We start from the raw sequence: 15,188 nt of genomic DNA, 5'->3' as shown, positions 1-15,188 counted from the left end.
GTCAGTGCGATGTTACTTCGCTGAACGAAACACGCAACCGGATCACCCATGACTGCACCGCTCACCCTGCTCGGCATTGAAAGCAGCTGTGATGACACAGCCGCAGCCGTCGTGCGCGGCACGCAGGTGCTGTCTTCGGTGGTCTATGGCCAAACAGGGTTGCATGCAGCTTTTGGTGGGGTCGTTCCAGAGATCGCAGCGCGCGCGCATGCCGAAAAGCTGGATCACTGCGTTGAACAGGCGCTGCACGAGGCTGATCTGCCGCTCTTGGCGCTGGATGGCATTGCAGTGACCGCTGGGCCGGGCCTTATCGGCGGTGTCCTATCGGGCGTGATGTGCGCCAAAGGCCTGTCGGCGGCGACCGGACTGCCCTTGATTGGGGTCAACCATCTGGCGGGTCACGCCCTGACCCCACGCCTGACCGATCAATTGCCTTATCCCTATCTGATGCTGTTGGTCTCGGGTGGCCATTGCCAGTTCCTGATTGTTGAGGGACATGATCGCTTTCGTCGCATCGGCGGCACCATTGATGACGCGCCGGGCGAAGCCTTTGACAAAGTCGCGCGCCTTCTGGGATTGCCTCAGCCTGGCGGGCCTTCAGTCGAAAAGGCCGCCCTGACTGGCGACACCAAACGTTTTACCTTTCCGCGCCCTTTGCTGAACCAACCAGGGTGTGACATGTCTTTCTCTGGCCTTAAGACAGCGATCCTGCGCGCACGCGACGCGGTTGTTGCGGAAAAGGGCGGGCTGACGGCGCAGGATCAGTCCGATCTGAGCGCAGGTTTTCAAGCGGCGGTGACGGACGTTCTGGCAGAAAAGACCCGCCGCGCGCTAGAAATCTATCTGGCCCTGAACCCGCAAACACCATCCTTTGCAATCGCCGGTGGGGTCGCGGCAAATGGTTCAATCCGGGACCGGCTAACAGCGCTTTGCGCTGCGTTAGACACTGATTTTGTTGCACCCCCTTTGCGTCTTTGCACCGACAATGCCGCAATGATCGCCTTTGCCGGGCTTGAGCAAATGGCGGCAGGTGCGCGGGATGACCTGACACTGTCGGCACGGCCGCGTTGGCCATTGGACAATAGGGCAGCGCCTATGCTTGGATCGGGCAAGAAGGGGGCAAAGGCATGAAGATTGGCATTGCAGGCGGGGGAGCATTTGGCACCGCACTTGGGGTGGCACTGGCGCTGGATGGCAATGATATCCTGCTTTGGGCACGCAATGCCGACGCGGTTGCAACAATGTCAAAGGACCGCAGCAATGCGCGGCTTCCCGGTGTGGTGTTGCCAGAAAACATGGTGTTTTCCGCAGAGTTAGAGCCGCTTTTTGTCTGCGACATCATCCTGCTGGCCACCCCAGCACAAACGCTGCGCGCCTTTCTGACCGAACACGCGTCACACTTGAACGGCAAATACCTCGTGGCTTGCTGCAAGGGCATTGATCTGACCCGGATGACAGGACCGGCCAGCACGATCCGTGATTTGGTACCTGACGCTGTGCCCGCCATGCTGACAGGACCAAGTTTTGCCGCCGATATCGCGCGCGGTCTGCCCACTGCGCTGACGCTGGCCTGCGCAGATGATGAGGCCGGGGCGATCCTGCAAACGGCCTTGTCGACGACCAGCATGCGCCTCTACCGGAGCACGGATACGACCGGAGCAGAGCTGGGTGGTGCGCTTAAGAACGTGATGGCGATTGCGTCGGGCATCGCCATCGGGGCGGGGTATGGGGAAAGCGCGCGCGCCGCGCTCATCACCCGTGGGTTTCCCGAAATGCAGCGCCTCGCCCAAGATTTCGGTGCGCAAGCCGAGACTCTTGCGGGCCTGTCAGGTTTTGGTGATCTTGTGCTGACTTGCACGTCAGAACAATCGCGCAACTACGGCTTCGGCCTCGCCTTGGGTCGCAGCGAAGATTTTGATCCGACCACAACTGTGGAAGGGGCCGCAACCGCGCAGGCCGTCCGCCAGTTGGCAGCAGATCGCGGGATTGATATGCCTATCTGCAACGTGGTTGCGGATCTCACCGACGGAAGCTTGACCGTCGCCGCTGCACTAAACGCGCTTTTGTCGCGCCCCTTGAAGGAAGAATAAATGCGCTTTGCCTTGATGACCCAAGATAAACCCGGTGCCCTGCAAACACGGATGGATAACCGCGACGCGCACCTTGCCTATATCGCAGACACGGGCGTGGTCGAAATGGCCGGACCGCTGTTGGATGATGACGGCCAGATGTGCGGGTCACTGATCGTACTGGAGGTCGCAGACCTAGCGGCGGCGCAAGGGTGGGCTGACAATGACCCCTATGCCAAGGCCGGTCTGTTCAGCAACGTGACCCTGCGCGCATGGAAGAAAGTGATCGGCTGATGGCACATTGGCTTTTTAAATCGGAACCGGATGTGTGGGGATGGGACCACCAAGTCGCCAAAGGCGAAGCTGGCGAAGAATGGGACGGCGTGCGCAACTATCAGGCCCGCAACAACATGCGGGCAATGACGCTGGGCGACAGGGGGTTTTTCTACCACTCGCGCACCGGGCTTGAAATCGTCGGCATTGTTGAGGTTTGCGCCGAAGCACACCCCGACAGCACAACCGACGATGACCGCTGGGAGTGCGTCGATATCAAAGCCGTGCGGCCCTTTGCAGAACCCGTCACTCTGGAAGACATCAAGGCCGAGCCGCGTCTGGCCGCTATGGTTCTGGTCAACAACTCGCGCCTGTCCGTGCAGCCGGTTACCGATGAGGAGTGGCAGATTGTCTGCGCAATGGGCGGGACGTCACCGAACTAGGCTTCTGACCTTAGTGCCCAATCCGCCCAAGACAGAAAGAGAAATGCCCGTGGCTTTCCAATGTCAAGTAGCGGTACTGCCAACCGTGTGTGACGCAGAATTCATTCACCGCCTGAACAACGCCATAAAGCACAGGTTTCACCACATTTCCGGTACAGAAATCATGACCTGCAATCAGACCGTTTGATTTGGTCTTTTGCGCGCCAAGCACAAGTTCTTCATACGTCGTTTCATAAGTGTGATTGGTATCAATATAGACCCAGTCAAAGAAATCATCGGCGCATTCGGCCAGTCGTTCAGTCGAATATCCCTGATGGATCACCAGCGCCTCACGCGTGATCTTATCTGCAAAATCTTCTTTGATCCGGTCCAGCCCGCTGCGATAACGCTCTGTCGCCCAGGCGTCGATCAAATGAAGCTGGGCCGGTTTGTTCAATGCAAAAATCTCTTTGCTAAAATCGCCGAAGGCGGCCCCAATCTCGGCCCCGATGCCGCCCCTGGGCAGGCGACGCAGCAGGTCCCGCCGGTCAGGCAAAACGCGGCAGTTTTCAGTATGCACCGGGTCAAGTTCAACCACTGGCATCGCCGCTTTCGCAGCTGTGCGTTCTGTGATTTCAGCGTTGATCTGCACCGTCGCCGGATCTTGTGTGATTTGTTCGGATGTATCGTTATCGAGCATGAATGCATGTTCCCCTTGATATGAGGGCAGAGTGACCTGCAAACCTTTCATTAAGGTTACCAAAATCAAAATGTGACAAACCTCTAGCCTGCGACAATCTGTCCGGTAATATTGACCCCAACCAACGCAAGCAGGGAGGGGAACATGGGAATTCTCGCAGTGATCGTCGCGGCCGTCGCCGCATTTGCATTCGGGGCCGTTTATTACATGGTCTTGTCAAAGCCATGGATGGAAGCGGCCGCCATAGAAGTGGGCGAGGATGGCAATCCGGTCAACAGCAGTGACCCGACACCCTACGTCGTCTCGTTCATCTGCATCCTGCTAGTGGCGGGGATGATGCGGCACACCTTTGCGCTGTCCGGGATCGAGACGTTCGGCAAGGGCATTCAATCAGGGCTTGGTGTTGGCTTATTCTTCATCAGCCCGTGGATTTTCATAAACACCGGCTATTCAGACCGGCCCTGGAAACTCGCGGTGATTGATGCTGGCTATGCAACATCAGCAGCGACGGTCATCGGCGCGGTACTGACGCTGTTCTAAAACGCAAAATGTCCGCCAAATCGGCGGACATCTTTGATTTGGTTATGCCGCGGCTTAGCCGTAAACGGATTCTTTGCCGAAATGCTTTGTCAGCATGTAGTAAACGACCGCGCGGTATTTGTTGCGCTCTGACTGGCCATAGGTGTCAAGAGCCGACGCGATGGCGGAATCAAGTTCTGGTCCGTCTTTCAGGCCCAGCTTTTTGATCAGGAAATTGTTCTTCACAGTCTCAAGTTCTGCGGGCTGGCTGGCAGCAACAGTAGACGCATCAGCGTTATAGATTGCCGGACCACAGCCGATTGTGACCTTGGTCAGAAGGTCCATGTCTGGCGTCATACCGCATTTGGATTTTAGATCCTCGGCATACTTCGCAATCAAATCGTCTCTTTTACCCATGAGAATGTCCCCGTTGTTTAAATTTTTGTTTCGCGGGGCCCCCAAGGCTCCGTCTGTAGCACGTTACTGTCTCTGATCTGCAATCGTAAAGAAAAAAGGGGAGATGTAGCGAGGTTTCGCTAATCCTTGCGACGGGCAAGGAGGGTGGCGGTGTATTGGGCTCACGGCTTCGTGTTCATCTTCCCTGATCCGGAGCGCAAGTCAGCCCGTAATCCTAAGCATTGACCAAACGGAGGAAGTCACATGAAACTCTCGAACACAATTCTGGCCGCCGTCCTGGCTGTCGCCCCGGCCGCCGCATTTGCACAGGACTGGACTGGCCCATATGCAGGTTTCCAGATCGGAGGTTCTGAAATCGATACCGACGATGGTGCAGAACTTGACGGCAACGGCCCATCTTACGGCATCTTTGCCGGTTACAACGTCGCAAACGGCAACTTGGTCTATGGTGGTGAGATTGACTATGACGTCACTGAATATGACGTTGGCGACGGTGCTGCCGAAGTCGATTCCACAACACGCTTGAAAGTCCGCGTTGGTACGGCTGTGGGCACAGGCATGGCTTACGGGACGGCTGGTATCGTTTGGGCCACATCACCAGAGCTTGGCGATGACAACGGCTACCTCTTTGGGATTGGCTACGACATGCCTGTCACAGAGAACATGCTGGTCGGTGCTGAGCTGTTGACGCACGAGTTTGACGACTACAACGACACCGGCATCGATGTTGGTGTCACAACCCTCAAAGCCCGCGTTTCTTTCAGCTTCTAAGCTGAAGACACGCTTCCCAAGGATGGCGCGGGCTGGATATCTCGCGCCGTTTCCTTATCTGCATCCGCCCCAGCCGCGTGACTGCAAGTGAAAATGATCCGCATGCAGCGCATTGAAATCAGGCGATAGCGTCAGCTCGAACCAATCGCAGGCCCCGTCGCGCGCCGCACGCAGAAATTCGGCATTGGCACCCGCGCTGTCCCAGTCTTCCAACAGGCGCAATTGACGTCCATCCGCAAATGTAAAACCCGTGATGTCCACCGCATCCGCCGTCGCATGTGTGCTCATCCGTTCTGACGGTCCTTGGACGGTGCGCAATTGGCGGCAGTTATAGCTGCCGATATGATCGATCCGCGTCACGGAGGTTCCGAAAATGCGTTCTGCGGCGGGTTGCAAGCTGTGTTCTTCCCACATCGCCATGCGCAAAGCGATGGCGCAACGGGTTTCCAGTGACGCCACTTGCGCATGACCAACGGTATCGACGTTCACACGGTCCGCAATAAAACACTGATCACTGTCGTTGCGAGGTTCAAGAACCTCAATCGTCGCCTGACCGGCCAGCGCGGCAAGGCAACTTGCCGCATCCGCCGCGGCGCGGTTCAACTTCCATCCACTTAGTGGCGTCACCGGGTGGCTGATCTGGAGTGGTTCGATCGGGTTCCATTGCGGCGGCAATGGTGTTTCGGGATGCACGATGCCCTGATACCCGCCATACCCCAGAAGCCCGGCAAATGAGAACGCGAGCAAACCATTCAAAATGGCCCGCAATCGCCCGCGTTCCGCGCGTTTGGCCTGAGCGGCATACCGCGCCAGTTGTTGACGTCTGGCATGCCGCATGCGCGTTTAGTACCGGTAGTGCTCGGGCTTGAAGGGGCCTTCGACCGAGACGCCGATATAGTCCGCCTGTTCCTTCTTCAGCTCGGTCAGTTTGACGCCAATTCGACCCAGATGCAGACGGGCAACTTTTTCATCCAGATGCTTGGGCAGGATATGAACGCCGACTTCGTAAGCGTCGCCGTTGTTCCACAATTCCATCTGCGCCAGCACCTGATTGGTGAAAGAGGCTGACATGACAAAGGACGGGTGACCAGTCGCGTTGCCAAGGTTCAGCAAACGCCCCTCGGACAGCAGGATCAGACGGTTGCCCGAAGGCATCTCGATCATATCCACCTGTTCTTTGATGTTAGTCCACTTGTGGTTTTTCAACGCAGCGACCTGAATTTCATTGTCGAAATGGCCGATATTTCCAACAATTGCCATATCCTTCATCTCGCGCATATGCTCGATGCGGATGACGTCCTTGTTGCCGGTGGTGGTGATAAAGACGTCGGCACTATCCAACACGTCCTCAAGCACGACAACTTCGAAACCGTCCATTGCAGCCTGCAGCGCGCAGATCGGGTCAACCTCGGTCACCTTCACGCGCGCACCGGCACCAGCCAGTGACGCGGCAGAACCTTTGCCCACATCGCCGTAGCCACAGACCACCGCAACCTTACCGGCCATCATCGTATCCGTCGCACGGCGGATGCCATCAACGAGCGATTCTTTACAGCCGTATTTGTTGTCGAACTTCGACTTGGTTACAGAGTCGTTCACGTTGATCGCAGGGAACGGCAGTTGGCCGTTCTTGTGCAGATCATAAAGGCGGTGAACGCCGGTTGTCGTTTCCTCGGACACACCTTTGATCGCATCGCGCGTTTTGGTGAACCAACCGGGGCTGGCGGCCATACGCTTTTTGATCTGCTCTTTGATAACAGCTTCTTCTTCGGACTGCGGAACAGCGATGATATCTTCGCCCGCTTCGGCCCGCGCACCCAGCAAAACGTAAAGCGTCGCATCACCACCATCGTCGAGGATGATGTTTGGTCCATCCGCGAACATGAAGGATTTATCAACGTAATCCCAATGCTCTTCCAACGATTGGCCCTTGATCGCAAAGACTGGCACGCCCGCCTCGGCAATGGCAGCCGCCGCGTGATCCTGAGTGGAGAAGATATTGCAGGAGGCCCAGCGCACATCAGCGCCCAGATCGACCAGCGTTTCGATCAGAACCGCCGTCTGGATCGTCATGTGCAGCGATCCAACAATCCGCGCGCCTTTGAGCGGCTTCTTGTCACCATACTCTTCCCGCAGGGACATCAGCCCGGGCATTTCTGTTTCTGCAATATCCAGCTCTTTGCGGCCGAATGAAGCAAGGGAGATGTCCTTGACAATATAATCTTTCATAACAGCCTCCGGGCTCGTGTTGATTATGTTTCGCCGCCTGATAGCAGGGCCAAAGCCTTGCCACAATGGGCGCAACGTCACAGCCCACGCAACCGGGCCTCAATCCTGCTTTAAGGTGCATTGGTTAACCAAAGATGCACCTGGTTTCGGTGCCGCTTGGTTTACCTGTCTATGCACACGCTCTATGTCATTTCAAAGGTCATTTCGCGGAGCACCCATGCCCAAACCACAACCCAGAGCATGGCAGCGCATGCTGTCGGGGCGCAGATTGGATCTGCTGGACCCCACACCGATGGATATCGAGATTGAGGACATCGCCCATGGCCTTGCTTTTGTTGCGCGTTGGAATGGCCAGACGCAGGGTGATTTTGCCTATTCCGTCGCCGAACACTCGCTGTTGGTGACCGAAATTTTTACGCGCCAACACCCCAAGGCCCCGACAAAGTGGCGCTTGGCGGCATTGCTCCATGATGCACCTGAATATGTCATTGGCGATATGATCAGCCCCGTGAAAGCAGCCGTTGGCCCCGGCTATGGCGCCCTTGATGAGCGTCTGACGGCGGCTATTCACTTGCGTTTTGGCCTGCCTGCGCAAATACCGACAACGGTAAAGCGCCAGATCAAGAAGGCCGACAAACTGTCGGCCTGGCTTGAGGCCGTGCAGATCGCTGGATTCTCCGAAGCCGAAGCTGACAAGTTCTTTGGCAAACAGGATGCCGCACTGGTCAAGACACTTCGCATCCGGCTGCGTGCGCCAGTCGAAGCCCGCGATGAATTCACAAGTCTTTATCGCGCATTGGCAGACGCCCTATGATAATCGCAACCGCCGCGTCAGACGACGCGCCTGGCATGACCATGGTTCTGAACGCGATCATTGCGCGCGGTGGCACAACCGCCCATCAGACGCCCTACGACACCGAAAGGATGCAGCTACACTATATTTCCCCGCCCGAACTGGTTTGCTGCCATGTGGCCAAACAGGGTGGGGCCGTACTTGGCTTTCAGTGGGTTGGCTGGCCAAACCCCGAACCGCCAATGCCAGACGGCTGGGCGGTTATCGCGAGCTTTGTTGCGATTGAGGCGGCGGGGCAAGGGATTGGCCAGATGCTGTTTAAAGCCACGCAAAAGGCCGCGCGCAAGGCAGGCGTCAAAACCATTGATGCGACGATCCGCGCCGACAATGTGCCGGGGCTGCGTTACTATGGCGGGCTGGGTTTTGTGGACTATGCCCGGTTGATCGATGTGCCACTGCGCGATGGCACCCGCGTTGATCGGATCAGGAAACGGTTTGATCTTTAACCAAAATCTCCAAAACTTCTTGGCTTCAACGATACCTTAAACAATCGGACAATATTGTTCCCCAAGAGTTTCGTGGGAATATCCGGAATGAATGCAGTTTTACAGCAGGCAAGACGTCTTCTTGCGCGCATAGAACTGCGCAATCCAGAGCGACTGTGGGTTCACTACAGCGTTGCAATCTCTATTATCTTTTGTCTTTTTCTGGGCAATCATCTTCTCGACCGGGTCGAGGCAGCGAACAGTCGACGCGCATCTGACGTCATCGAAGCAAGCACATTGCAACTGCTTCACGCCCAAACCGTAGTAGAAGCGGCCACAGCATTGGTTGTTGGGGATACTGCCGACATGCGGCAACTCAACAAAGCAATTCTTCAGCTTCGTGATCTTCACCACACGCTTGCCAATACAAGCGATCTGGGGGCTCCGGTCGAACAACGTCTGTTTGAAGGTGACGCACCGCTTTTTTATCGGATTCGAGAATTCCTTTCTCTCGCCACTTTGGTCACCGAGGTGACCGGATCGCAACAGGCCGAAGCGCTAACAAGATTGCAGGATCTATTTGTCAACGGCGGCCTGCAGCAAGAACTGACAGAGCTGACATCGTTTTTCTCGAACCAAATGGTAGCCACGTCGAAAAGGGCATTCGATCTCAGGGTTGCCCTGTTTGTCGTTTCCATCTGCGTGCTGCTGGCAGAGATTTTCCTCATCTTCTTGCCCGCTGACCGCTTGGTTCGATCAACCTTCCGCAGATTGCGGCGTCAAACCTCTGTGTTGCGTAACTCAGGGGCACAACTCAAAGACATGAACGAGCGGCTTGCCTATTTGGTTGGGCATGATCCACTAACCGACCTGCCCAACCGCAAAAGCCTTTCGGAATTCATGACAAATGCCATCGCCGACAAAAGCATCAGCGAAAGTGCCTTGCTTCTGGTTGGTCTGGATGACTTCAAGGCGCTGAATGAGTCACTGGGCGCAGATTAAGGTGACGCGCTGCTCATTGCCATCAGCGAGGCATTGAAAAGCTGTGTCGATGAAGAAGACTTCGTGGGTTACATGGGCAACGATGAATTTGTGCTGATTTCATCGGAACCGGCCAAAGTTGTCATCGGGCGCATCATGGCCTCGCTCGATCAACCATACACGATCAAGGGGCGGCGCATACCAACCAACGCTAGCATTGGCTATCTCACGGTTGGTACGCAAACGCGCGCACCGCTTGAGATTGTCGCAGATGCAGCCGTGGCGTTGCAGTCTGCAAAATCCGCCGGTGGCAAGACCGCGCATGAGTTTACCACCGGCCTGCGGACCGAGTTGGACCAATTCCAAAACCTGCAAATCGATTTGCTTGACGCCATAAAAAACGGCGAAATCGAACCATGGTTCCAACCACAAGTGCGACTGGATGATGGTCGCCTACATGGGGCAGAAGTGCTTGCAAGATGGCGCCACCCAACCCGCGGGTTGTTGTCACCGTTTCATTTCCTTCCTGCTGCAGAACGGGCAGGGTTGATGATCGATCTTGATCACGCCGTCTGGGCCGCCGCATTGCGATACGCCCGGAATTGGCAAGATGAAGGTGTCTGGCATCCCTGTATCTCGCTCAATGTGGCACCTGACACCATCGCAGACCCCCATTTTCTCGAACGGTTTCTGCTGGCATTGCAACGCTCTGGGCTGGATGCAGATCAAGTGAATGTAGAACTGCTGGAAACCACATTTATCAGTGGCGATGACGATATCGTTGCGATCAATATCGATAGTCTGGCAGAGTCCGGTGTCGCCGTTGAACTTGACGACTTTGGAACCGGGTTCGCCTCTTTCTCAAGGCTGGCCCAACTTCCCCTGACAGGACTCAAACTTGACCGATCACTGGTCAGCCTTTTGCCGGATCAGGGGGCAGACAGCATTGTGCGGGCTATTCTGGCGCTAGCGGCAGAACTTGGGTTGCAGGTCGTTGCCGAAGGGGTCGAGCAAAGAACACAGGCAACGCATCTGAACAAGCGCGGCTGTGCGGTAGCGCAAGGCTTTGGCTATGGTAAGCCAATGTCGCCAAACGACTTCCATAAGTGGCTGCAGATAAACGCAGACAAGGCGCTCGATATCAGCCCGGACTTCGCAGCATCCGCCTAAGGCCGTGATGCATGTTATGAACCAAGCGCCCTTGAGGATTGGGGTCGGACACCGTATCTGAAAGCTCAACAGCACAGGCCGAAAGGGCACGCAATGGCCAACCATCTATATCAAAACGATCTGCCCGACGGGCTTGACCTTGGTTCTGTTGTCGCCATCGACTGCGAAACCATGGGGCTGAACCCACACCGTGACCGGCTGTGCCTGATCCAAATGTCCGGCGGTGACGGTGAATGCCATCTGGTGCAGGTGGCCAAAGGCCAAACAGCAGCACCCAATCTCTGCGCCATGCTGGAAAACCCTGATGTGCTCAAGATTTTTCACTTTGGCCGCTTTGACATCGCCGCACTGATGCACAGCTTTGGCGCCCGCACCGCACCAGTCTTTTGCACCAAAATAGCATCGCGACTGGTGCGCACATATACCGACCGGCACGGGCTAAAGAACCTGCTACAAGAACTGCTGAGCATCGATATTTCGAAACAACAGCAGCAAAGCGATTGGGGTGCGGATATCCTGTCCAACGCCCAGCTCGATTATGCTGCGTCTGATGTGCTTTACCTTCACCAGCTCAAAAACAAGTTCGATGTACTGTTGGCACGCGAAGGTCGCACCGAAATCGCCCAAAGCTGCTTTGACTTTCTGCCCACCCGAGCAGAGCTTGACTTGGCAGGCTGGCCAGAGACGGACATCTTTGCGCATTCATGACTGATCCCGCCAAGTTCCACGCCACCGCGCAAAAGGTGATCCGGCAAGAGGCCGAGGCGCTTAATACGCTTGCCGATCAGCTGGGGGACAGTTTTGCGCAGGCCGTTGATCTGCTCTTGAATGCCAAGGGGCGGGTGATCGTCAGCGGCATGGGTAAATCAGGACATATCGCACGCAAGATTGCAGCGACCTTTGCCAGCACCGGCACGCCCGCCCATTTTGTGCATCCCGCCGAGGCGAGCCATGGCGACCTTGGCATGATGACGCGCGGCGATGTGGTGCTGGTTCTGTCAAATTCAGGTGAAACACCCGAACTGGCCGATCTGGTCGCCTATACCCGGCGCTTTGGCATCCCGATGATCGGCGTCGCCGCCAAGCAGCACAGCACTCTTTTGCAGCGCGCCGACGTGGCTATCATCTTGCCCAATCTCGGCGAGGCTTGCGGCACTGGCGTCGTGCCAACGGTTTCGACCACAATGACGCTAGCCTTGGGTGACGCGCTGGCCGTCGCCTTGATGGAGCACCGGGACTTCACGCCTGAAAATTTCCGCGAATTCCATCCCGGCGGCAAACTGGGCGCGCGGCTGTCGAAAGTCTCTGATCTGATGCATGGCGATGGCGCAATGCCGCTGGTTTCAGACGATACACCCATGGGTGAGGCGCTCTTGGCGATCAGCCAGAAGGGATTTGGCGTTGTTGGCGTGACTGATGCGGATGGTGCCTTGGTTGGCGTAATCACGGATGGTGATTTGCGGCGGCATATGGCTGGGCTCTTGGACCACACCGCGCGTGAGGTCATGACGGTTGAGCCCACAACAGTGTCACCTGACGCATTGGCCGAAGAGGCTGTAGCGTTGATGAACGCAAAGAAAATCACCTGCCTTTTCGCTGTTGATCCCGGCGCGCAAGGCAAAGCCGTAGGAATCCTGCATATCCACGACTGCCTGCGCGCGGGCATCATCTGACCATGCCCGACACAAGCAACCTGCATTCGCAAATTGTGGGGTGGGCAAAGATTCTGCTTCCTATTTGTGCGCTGGCGCTTCTTTCGACATTGTTCCTTTTCGCCCGCACCCCAACACAGCCCACAGACATTGATCTGGAAGAGGTCGCGCGCATCGCCCGCGAACAACGGGTGTCAGCGCCAGAGTTTTCAGGGGTCACGGACGAGGGGGCTGTGGTGGTCATATCGGCCAAATCCGCACGCCCCGACAGCGACGAACCCGATACCGTCAGCGTCGATGACATCTTTCTGCGCATGGACAACACCGATGGCAGCTACGTTCAGGTGACCGCGCCATTGGGCGAAATAGAAGGACGCAAACGGATTGCGCAATTCCTAGGACTGGCAAGGCTAGAGACATCGTCCGGCTACAGGATGGAAACAAACGGGCTGATTGCGGACCTGAATACAGGCGTGATGGAGTCCCTCGGTTTGATAGAAATCCGCGCACCATTTGGCGAACTGACAGCGGGAAATGTCACGTTCAGCGTCACATCCGATGCGCTGGGTCAGCAGATGCTGTTCACCAACGGGGTGCGCCTGTTATACAAACCGCAAACGCCGTAAAAAAGGATCGACACCAGATGCTGAAACAGATTTTGCTAAGCGCATTGCTGTGTGTCGCCATGGCAAGCGGTCTTGCGGCGCAAACCAATGTCGATCTTGGTGGCATGACGGTTGATACCACCTCCGCGATTGAGGTCACAGCTGACAGTCTTTCGGTCGATCAGGACACCGGTGTCGCTGTCTTTGAAGGTGATGTGTTTATCGGGCAAGGCGACCTGCGCCTGACCGCCGAACGGGTCGAAGTGATCTATGGCGCCGACACGTCGCAGATCGCGCGTTTGATTGCGACGGGCGGCGTAACCTTTGTGACCACCGCAGAGGCCGCAGAAGCGCAAAGCGCTGACTACAATATCGAGACCGGTCTTTTGTCTTTGCGTGGCGAGGTCTTGTTAACTCAAGGTGCAAGCGCCATATCGGCCGAAGAGATGATCATTAACGTCGATGACGGCACCGCCACCATGGCGGGCCGTGTGCGTACAGTTTTGCAGCAAGGCAACAACTAATGTCCGATGCGCCGACCCTTTCAGTGCAGGATGGCAACGTAGGATTGCACATCAGCAACCTGCGCAAAAGCTATCGCAAACGGCCTGTGATCCGCGACGTCAGCATGGATTTGGGCCGGGGCGAGGTCGTCGCGCTATTGGGTCCAAATGGCTCTGGTAAAACCACTTGTTTTTATTCCATCGCAGGGCTTGTGACACCCGAAGGCGGGCGCGTCGTCATTGACGGGCGCGAGGTGACGACGCTGCCAATGTATCGCCGGGCTCAGTTGGGCATCGGTTACCTGCCGCAAGAGATGTCTATTTTTCGCGGCATGACTGTCGAAGACAACATTATGTCGATCCTCGAAATCGCGGTGCGCAGCAAGCACCGCCAGCGGGAGCGGTTGGAAGAATTGCTCTCGGAGTTTTCGATTGAGCACCTGCGTCGCGCATCCGCCCTAGCCCTGTCAGGTGGTGAACGCCGCCGGGTTGAAATTGCGCGCTGTTTGGCGGCAGGCCCGAAGTATGTGTTGCTGGATGAACCTTTTGCCGGGGTTGACCCGATTGCCGTGGGCGAAATCCGCCATCTGGTGGCTGACCTCAAGAACCGCGGTATTGGCGTGTTAATCACGGACCATAACGTGCAGGAAACACTGCAGATCGTGGACCGCGCCTATATCTTGCATGACGGCAAAGTACTGATGAGCGGGACCACCCAGGAAGTGATCGCGGACGAAAACGTGCGCCGCGTTTATCTTGGCAATAATTTCCGCGTGAACTGATTCTTTTCAGCTATTCCCCCACTGCATCATTGACAACACCAAGGGATTCATCGCCAAATGTAGGTGATGACTGACCCGAGATCTTTTCCCGCATGTCTATCGGCGCTCCGCCGAAGAATGCTGGTAAAGCAAATGAATTCAGGGCGTTATCACTTACCACTCACATAACGGTCCGGTCACTGACTGCCTTGGCAGGCGTCGCGATCATGCCGTCATGACCCAAAAAAGGAGAAACGATGCGTTACCAAATCAGCGGAAAGCAAATCGACATTGGCGCGGCTCTACAAACCCATGTGCGCACCGAGTTGGACGACATGCTAAGCAAATATGCCGGCCGACCGACCGAAGCGAATGTGGTTTTTTCAAAGTCGGGCAATGAATACGTCTGCGAATCCGTTGTGCACCTTTCGACTGGTCTGAACGCGCAAGCCACTGGGAAGGCGCACGAAATTTACGCAGCATTTGATGCAAGTTCCGAAAAGATGGACAAACAGTTGCGCCGCTACAAACGCCGTCTAAAGGACCATCACAAAGAACGTTCACAACCTGTTGAACTTTCAGATGCCGGGTCCTATATCCTCGCTCCAACGGACGAGTCGGATAAGGCCGAACAAGATACAGTAACCGCGATGATTGTCGCCGAAATGGAAACAAAAATTCCGTCTCTCTCGGTCGGCGAAGCTGTAATGCAGATGGAAATCGCTAGCTCTCCAGTTCTGGTCTTTCGAAACGAGAAACATAGTGGAATAAACGTCGTGTATCGACGCGACGATGGAAATATTGGCTGGATAGATCCCCGGACATCCGGGTAATTCCA

General features: G+C 56.1%; 19 protein-coding genes and 1 pseudogene. 16 read left to right on the top strand and 4 right to left on the bottom strand.

Annotated features, from left to right (window positions below; translation table 11 throughout):
* Positions 1-48: 48 nt before the first annotated feature.
* The 4 genes from tsaD to DHN10_RS01010 are packed head-to-tail and all read left to right on the top strand — an operon-like array spanning position 49 to position 2,785.
* The gene (tsaD, locus tag DHN10_RS01025) at positions 49-1,131 is read left to right on the top strand and encodes a tRNA (adenosine(37)-N6)-threonylcarbamoyltransferase complex transferase subunit TsaD (protein WP_108813399.1); all 1,083 of its coding nucleotides are present in this window, start codon (positions 49-51) and stop codon (positions 1,129-1,131) included.
* Positions 1,128-2,090, top strand: a complete 963-nt coding sequence (locus tag DHN10_RS01020; RefSeq protein WP_108813398.1) for an NAD(P)H-dependent glycerol-3-phosphate dehydrogenase — start codon at positions 1,128-1,130, stop codon at positions 2,088-2,090. The genes tsaD and DHN10_RS01020 overlap by 4 nt, the downstream gene beginning before the upstream one ends.
* A complete protein-coding gene (locus DHN10_RS01015; protein WP_108813397.1) occupies positions 2,091-2,363 on the top strand; it encodes a YciI family protein in 273 nt (90 codons plus the stop codon).
* Positions 2,363-2,785 carry an EVE domain-containing protein gene (locus DHN10_RS01010; RefSeq protein WP_108813879.1) on the top strand — a complete coding sequence of 141 codons (423 nt, stop codon included), beginning with the start codon at positions 2,363-2,365 and terminating at the stop codon, positions 2,783-2,785. The genes DHN10_RS01015 and DHN10_RS01010 overlap by 1 nt, the downstream gene beginning before the upstream one ends.
* A gap of 10 nt (positions 2,786-2,795) precedes the next feature.
* Here DHN10_RS01010 and DHN10_RS01005 read toward each other — a convergent pair whose 3' ends face one another.
* Positions 2,796-3,464 (bottom strand): class I SAM-dependent methyltransferase, encoded by a 669-nt coding sequence (locus DHN10_RS01005; protein WP_108813878.1) that lies wholly within the window; start codon positions 3,462-3,464, stop codon positions 2,796-2,798.
* A 144-nt stretch (positions 3,465-3,608) separates the two neighbouring features.
* Between DHN10_RS01005 and DHN10_RS01000 the strand changes: the two genes are divergently transcribed.
* Entirely contained in the window at positions 3,609-4,004 is a 396-nt protein-coding gene (locus DHN10_RS01000) for a DUF1761 domain-containing protein (RefSeq protein ID WP_108813396.1), read from the top strand.
* Between the two features lie 54 nt (positions 4,005-4,058).
* Here the strand turns inward: DHN10_RS01000 and DHN10_RS00995 are convergent, their stop codons facing one another.
* Complete coding sequence (locus tag DHN10_RS00995) at positions 4,059-4,400, bottom strand: DUF2853 family protein (protein WP_108813395.1); 342 nt, start codon at positions 4,398-4,400, stop codon at positions 4,059-4,061.
* Between the two features lie 243 nt (positions 4,401-4,643).
* Between DHN10_RS00995 and DHN10_RS00990 the strand changes: the two genes are divergently transcribed.
* Positions 4,644-5,171 (top strand): outer membrane protein, encoded by a 528-nt coding sequence (locus tag DHN10_RS00990; protein WP_108813394.1) that lies wholly within the window; start codon positions 4,644-4,646, stop codon positions 5,169-5,171.
* Between the two features lie 54 nt (positions 5,172-5,225).
* On the opposite strand, the gene DHN10_RS00985 is transcribed toward DHN10_RS00990, so the two are convergent.
* Both DHN10_RS00985 and ahcY read right to left on the bottom strand, forming a co-directional pair.
* On the bottom strand, positions 5,226-6,008 hold the full coding sequence (locus DHN10_RS00985) for an extensin-like domain-containing protein (RefSeq protein ID WP_108813393.1): 783 nt from the start codon (positions 6,006-6,008) through the stop codon (positions 5,226-5,228).
* Positions 6,009-6,014: 6 nt separating this feature from the next.
* On the bottom strand, positions 6,015-7,400 hold the full coding sequence (gene ahcY, locus DHN10_RS00980; protein ID WP_108813392.1) for an adenosylhomocysteinase: 1,386 nt from the start codon (positions 7,398-7,400) through the stop codon (positions 6,015-6,017).
* A 217-nt stretch (positions 7,401-7,617) separates the two neighbouring features.
* Between ahcY and DHN10_RS00975 the strand changes: the two genes are divergently transcribed.
* The 10 genes and pseudogenes from DHN10_RS00975 (at position 7,618) to hpf (ending at position 15,183) form a co-directional block, all read left to right on the top strand.
* Positions 7,618-8,214, top strand: coding sequence for an HD domain-containing protein (locus tag DHN10_RS00975; protein WP_108813391.1), 597 nt, complete (start codon positions 7,618-7,620; stop codon positions 8,212-8,214).
* Positions 8,211-8,699, top strand: a complete 489-nt coding sequence (locus tag DHN10_RS00970) for a GNAT family N-acetyltransferase (protein ID WP_108813390.1) — start codon at positions 8,211-8,213, stop codon at positions 8,697-8,699. The genes DHN10_RS00975 and DHN10_RS00970 overlap by 4 nt, the downstream gene beginning before the upstream one ends.
* An 87-nt stretch (positions 8,700-8,786) precedes the next feature.
* Positions 8,787-9,959 (top strand): annotated as a pseudogene (locus DHN10_RS20125) (diguanylate cyclase domain-containing protein); the annotation flags it as partial.
* Positions 9,939-10,829 carry an EAL domain-containing protein gene (locus DHN10_RS00960; protein ID WP_234416975.1) on the top strand — a complete coding sequence of 297 codons (891 nt, stop codon included), beginning with the start codon at positions 9,939-9,941 and terminating at the stop codon, positions 10,827-10,829. The pseudogene DHN10_RS20125 and the gene DHN10_RS00960, both read left to right, overlap by 21 nt.
* Before the next feature lie 93 nt (positions 10,830-10,922).
* A complete protein-coding gene (locus DHN10_RS00955) occupies positions 10,923-11,537 on the top strand; it encodes a ribonuclease D (protein ID WP_108813387.1) in 615 nt (204 codons plus the stop codon).
* Positions 11,534-12,502 (top strand): KpsF/GutQ family sugar-phosphate isomerase, encoded by a 969-nt coding sequence (locus DHN10_RS00950; RefSeq protein ID WP_108813386.1) that lies wholly within the window; start codon positions 11,534-11,536, stop codon positions 12,500-12,502. The genes DHN10_RS00955 and DHN10_RS00950 overlap by 4 nt, the downstream gene beginning before the upstream one ends.
* Positions 12,503-12,504: 2 nt before the next feature.
* A complete protein-coding gene (locus DHN10_RS00945; protein WP_108813385.1) occupies positions 12,505-13,107 on the top strand; it encodes a hypothetical protein in 603 nt (200 codons plus the stop codon).
* A gap of 17 nt (positions 13,108-13,124) precedes the next feature.
* The gene (gene lptA, locus DHN10_RS00940) at positions 13,125-13,610 is read left to right on the top strand and encodes a lipopolysaccharide transport periplasmic protein LptA (RefSeq protein WP_108813384.1); all 486 of its coding nucleotides are present in this window, start codon (positions 13,125-13,127) and stop codon (positions 13,608-13,610) included.
* A complete protein-coding gene (gene lptB / locus DHN10_RS00935; protein ID WP_108813383.1) occupies positions 13,610-14,371 on the top strand; it encodes an LPS export ABC transporter ATP-binding protein in 762 nt (253 codons plus the stop codon). Before lptA ends, lptB begins: the two co-directional genes overlap by 1 nt.
* 236 nt (positions 14,372-14,607) lie before the next feature.
* Positions 14,608-15,183 (top strand): ribosome hibernation-promoting factor, HPF/YfiA family, encoded by a 576-nt coding sequence (gene hpf, locus DHN10_RS00930; RefSeq protein WP_108813382.1) that lies wholly within the window; start codon positions 14,608-14,610, stop codon positions 15,181-15,183.
* Positions 15,184-15,188: the final 5 nt, after the last annotated feature.

Origin of the sequence: Loktanella sp. Alg231-35 (assembly GCF_900143545.1) — a bacterium.
Lineage (GTDB): Bacteria > Pseudomonadota > Alphaproteobacteria > Rhodobacterales > Rhodobacteraceae > Yoonia.
Note: the sequence above shows the minus strand (reverse complement) of the source record. Positions and strands in the feature narration are given on the sequence as shown.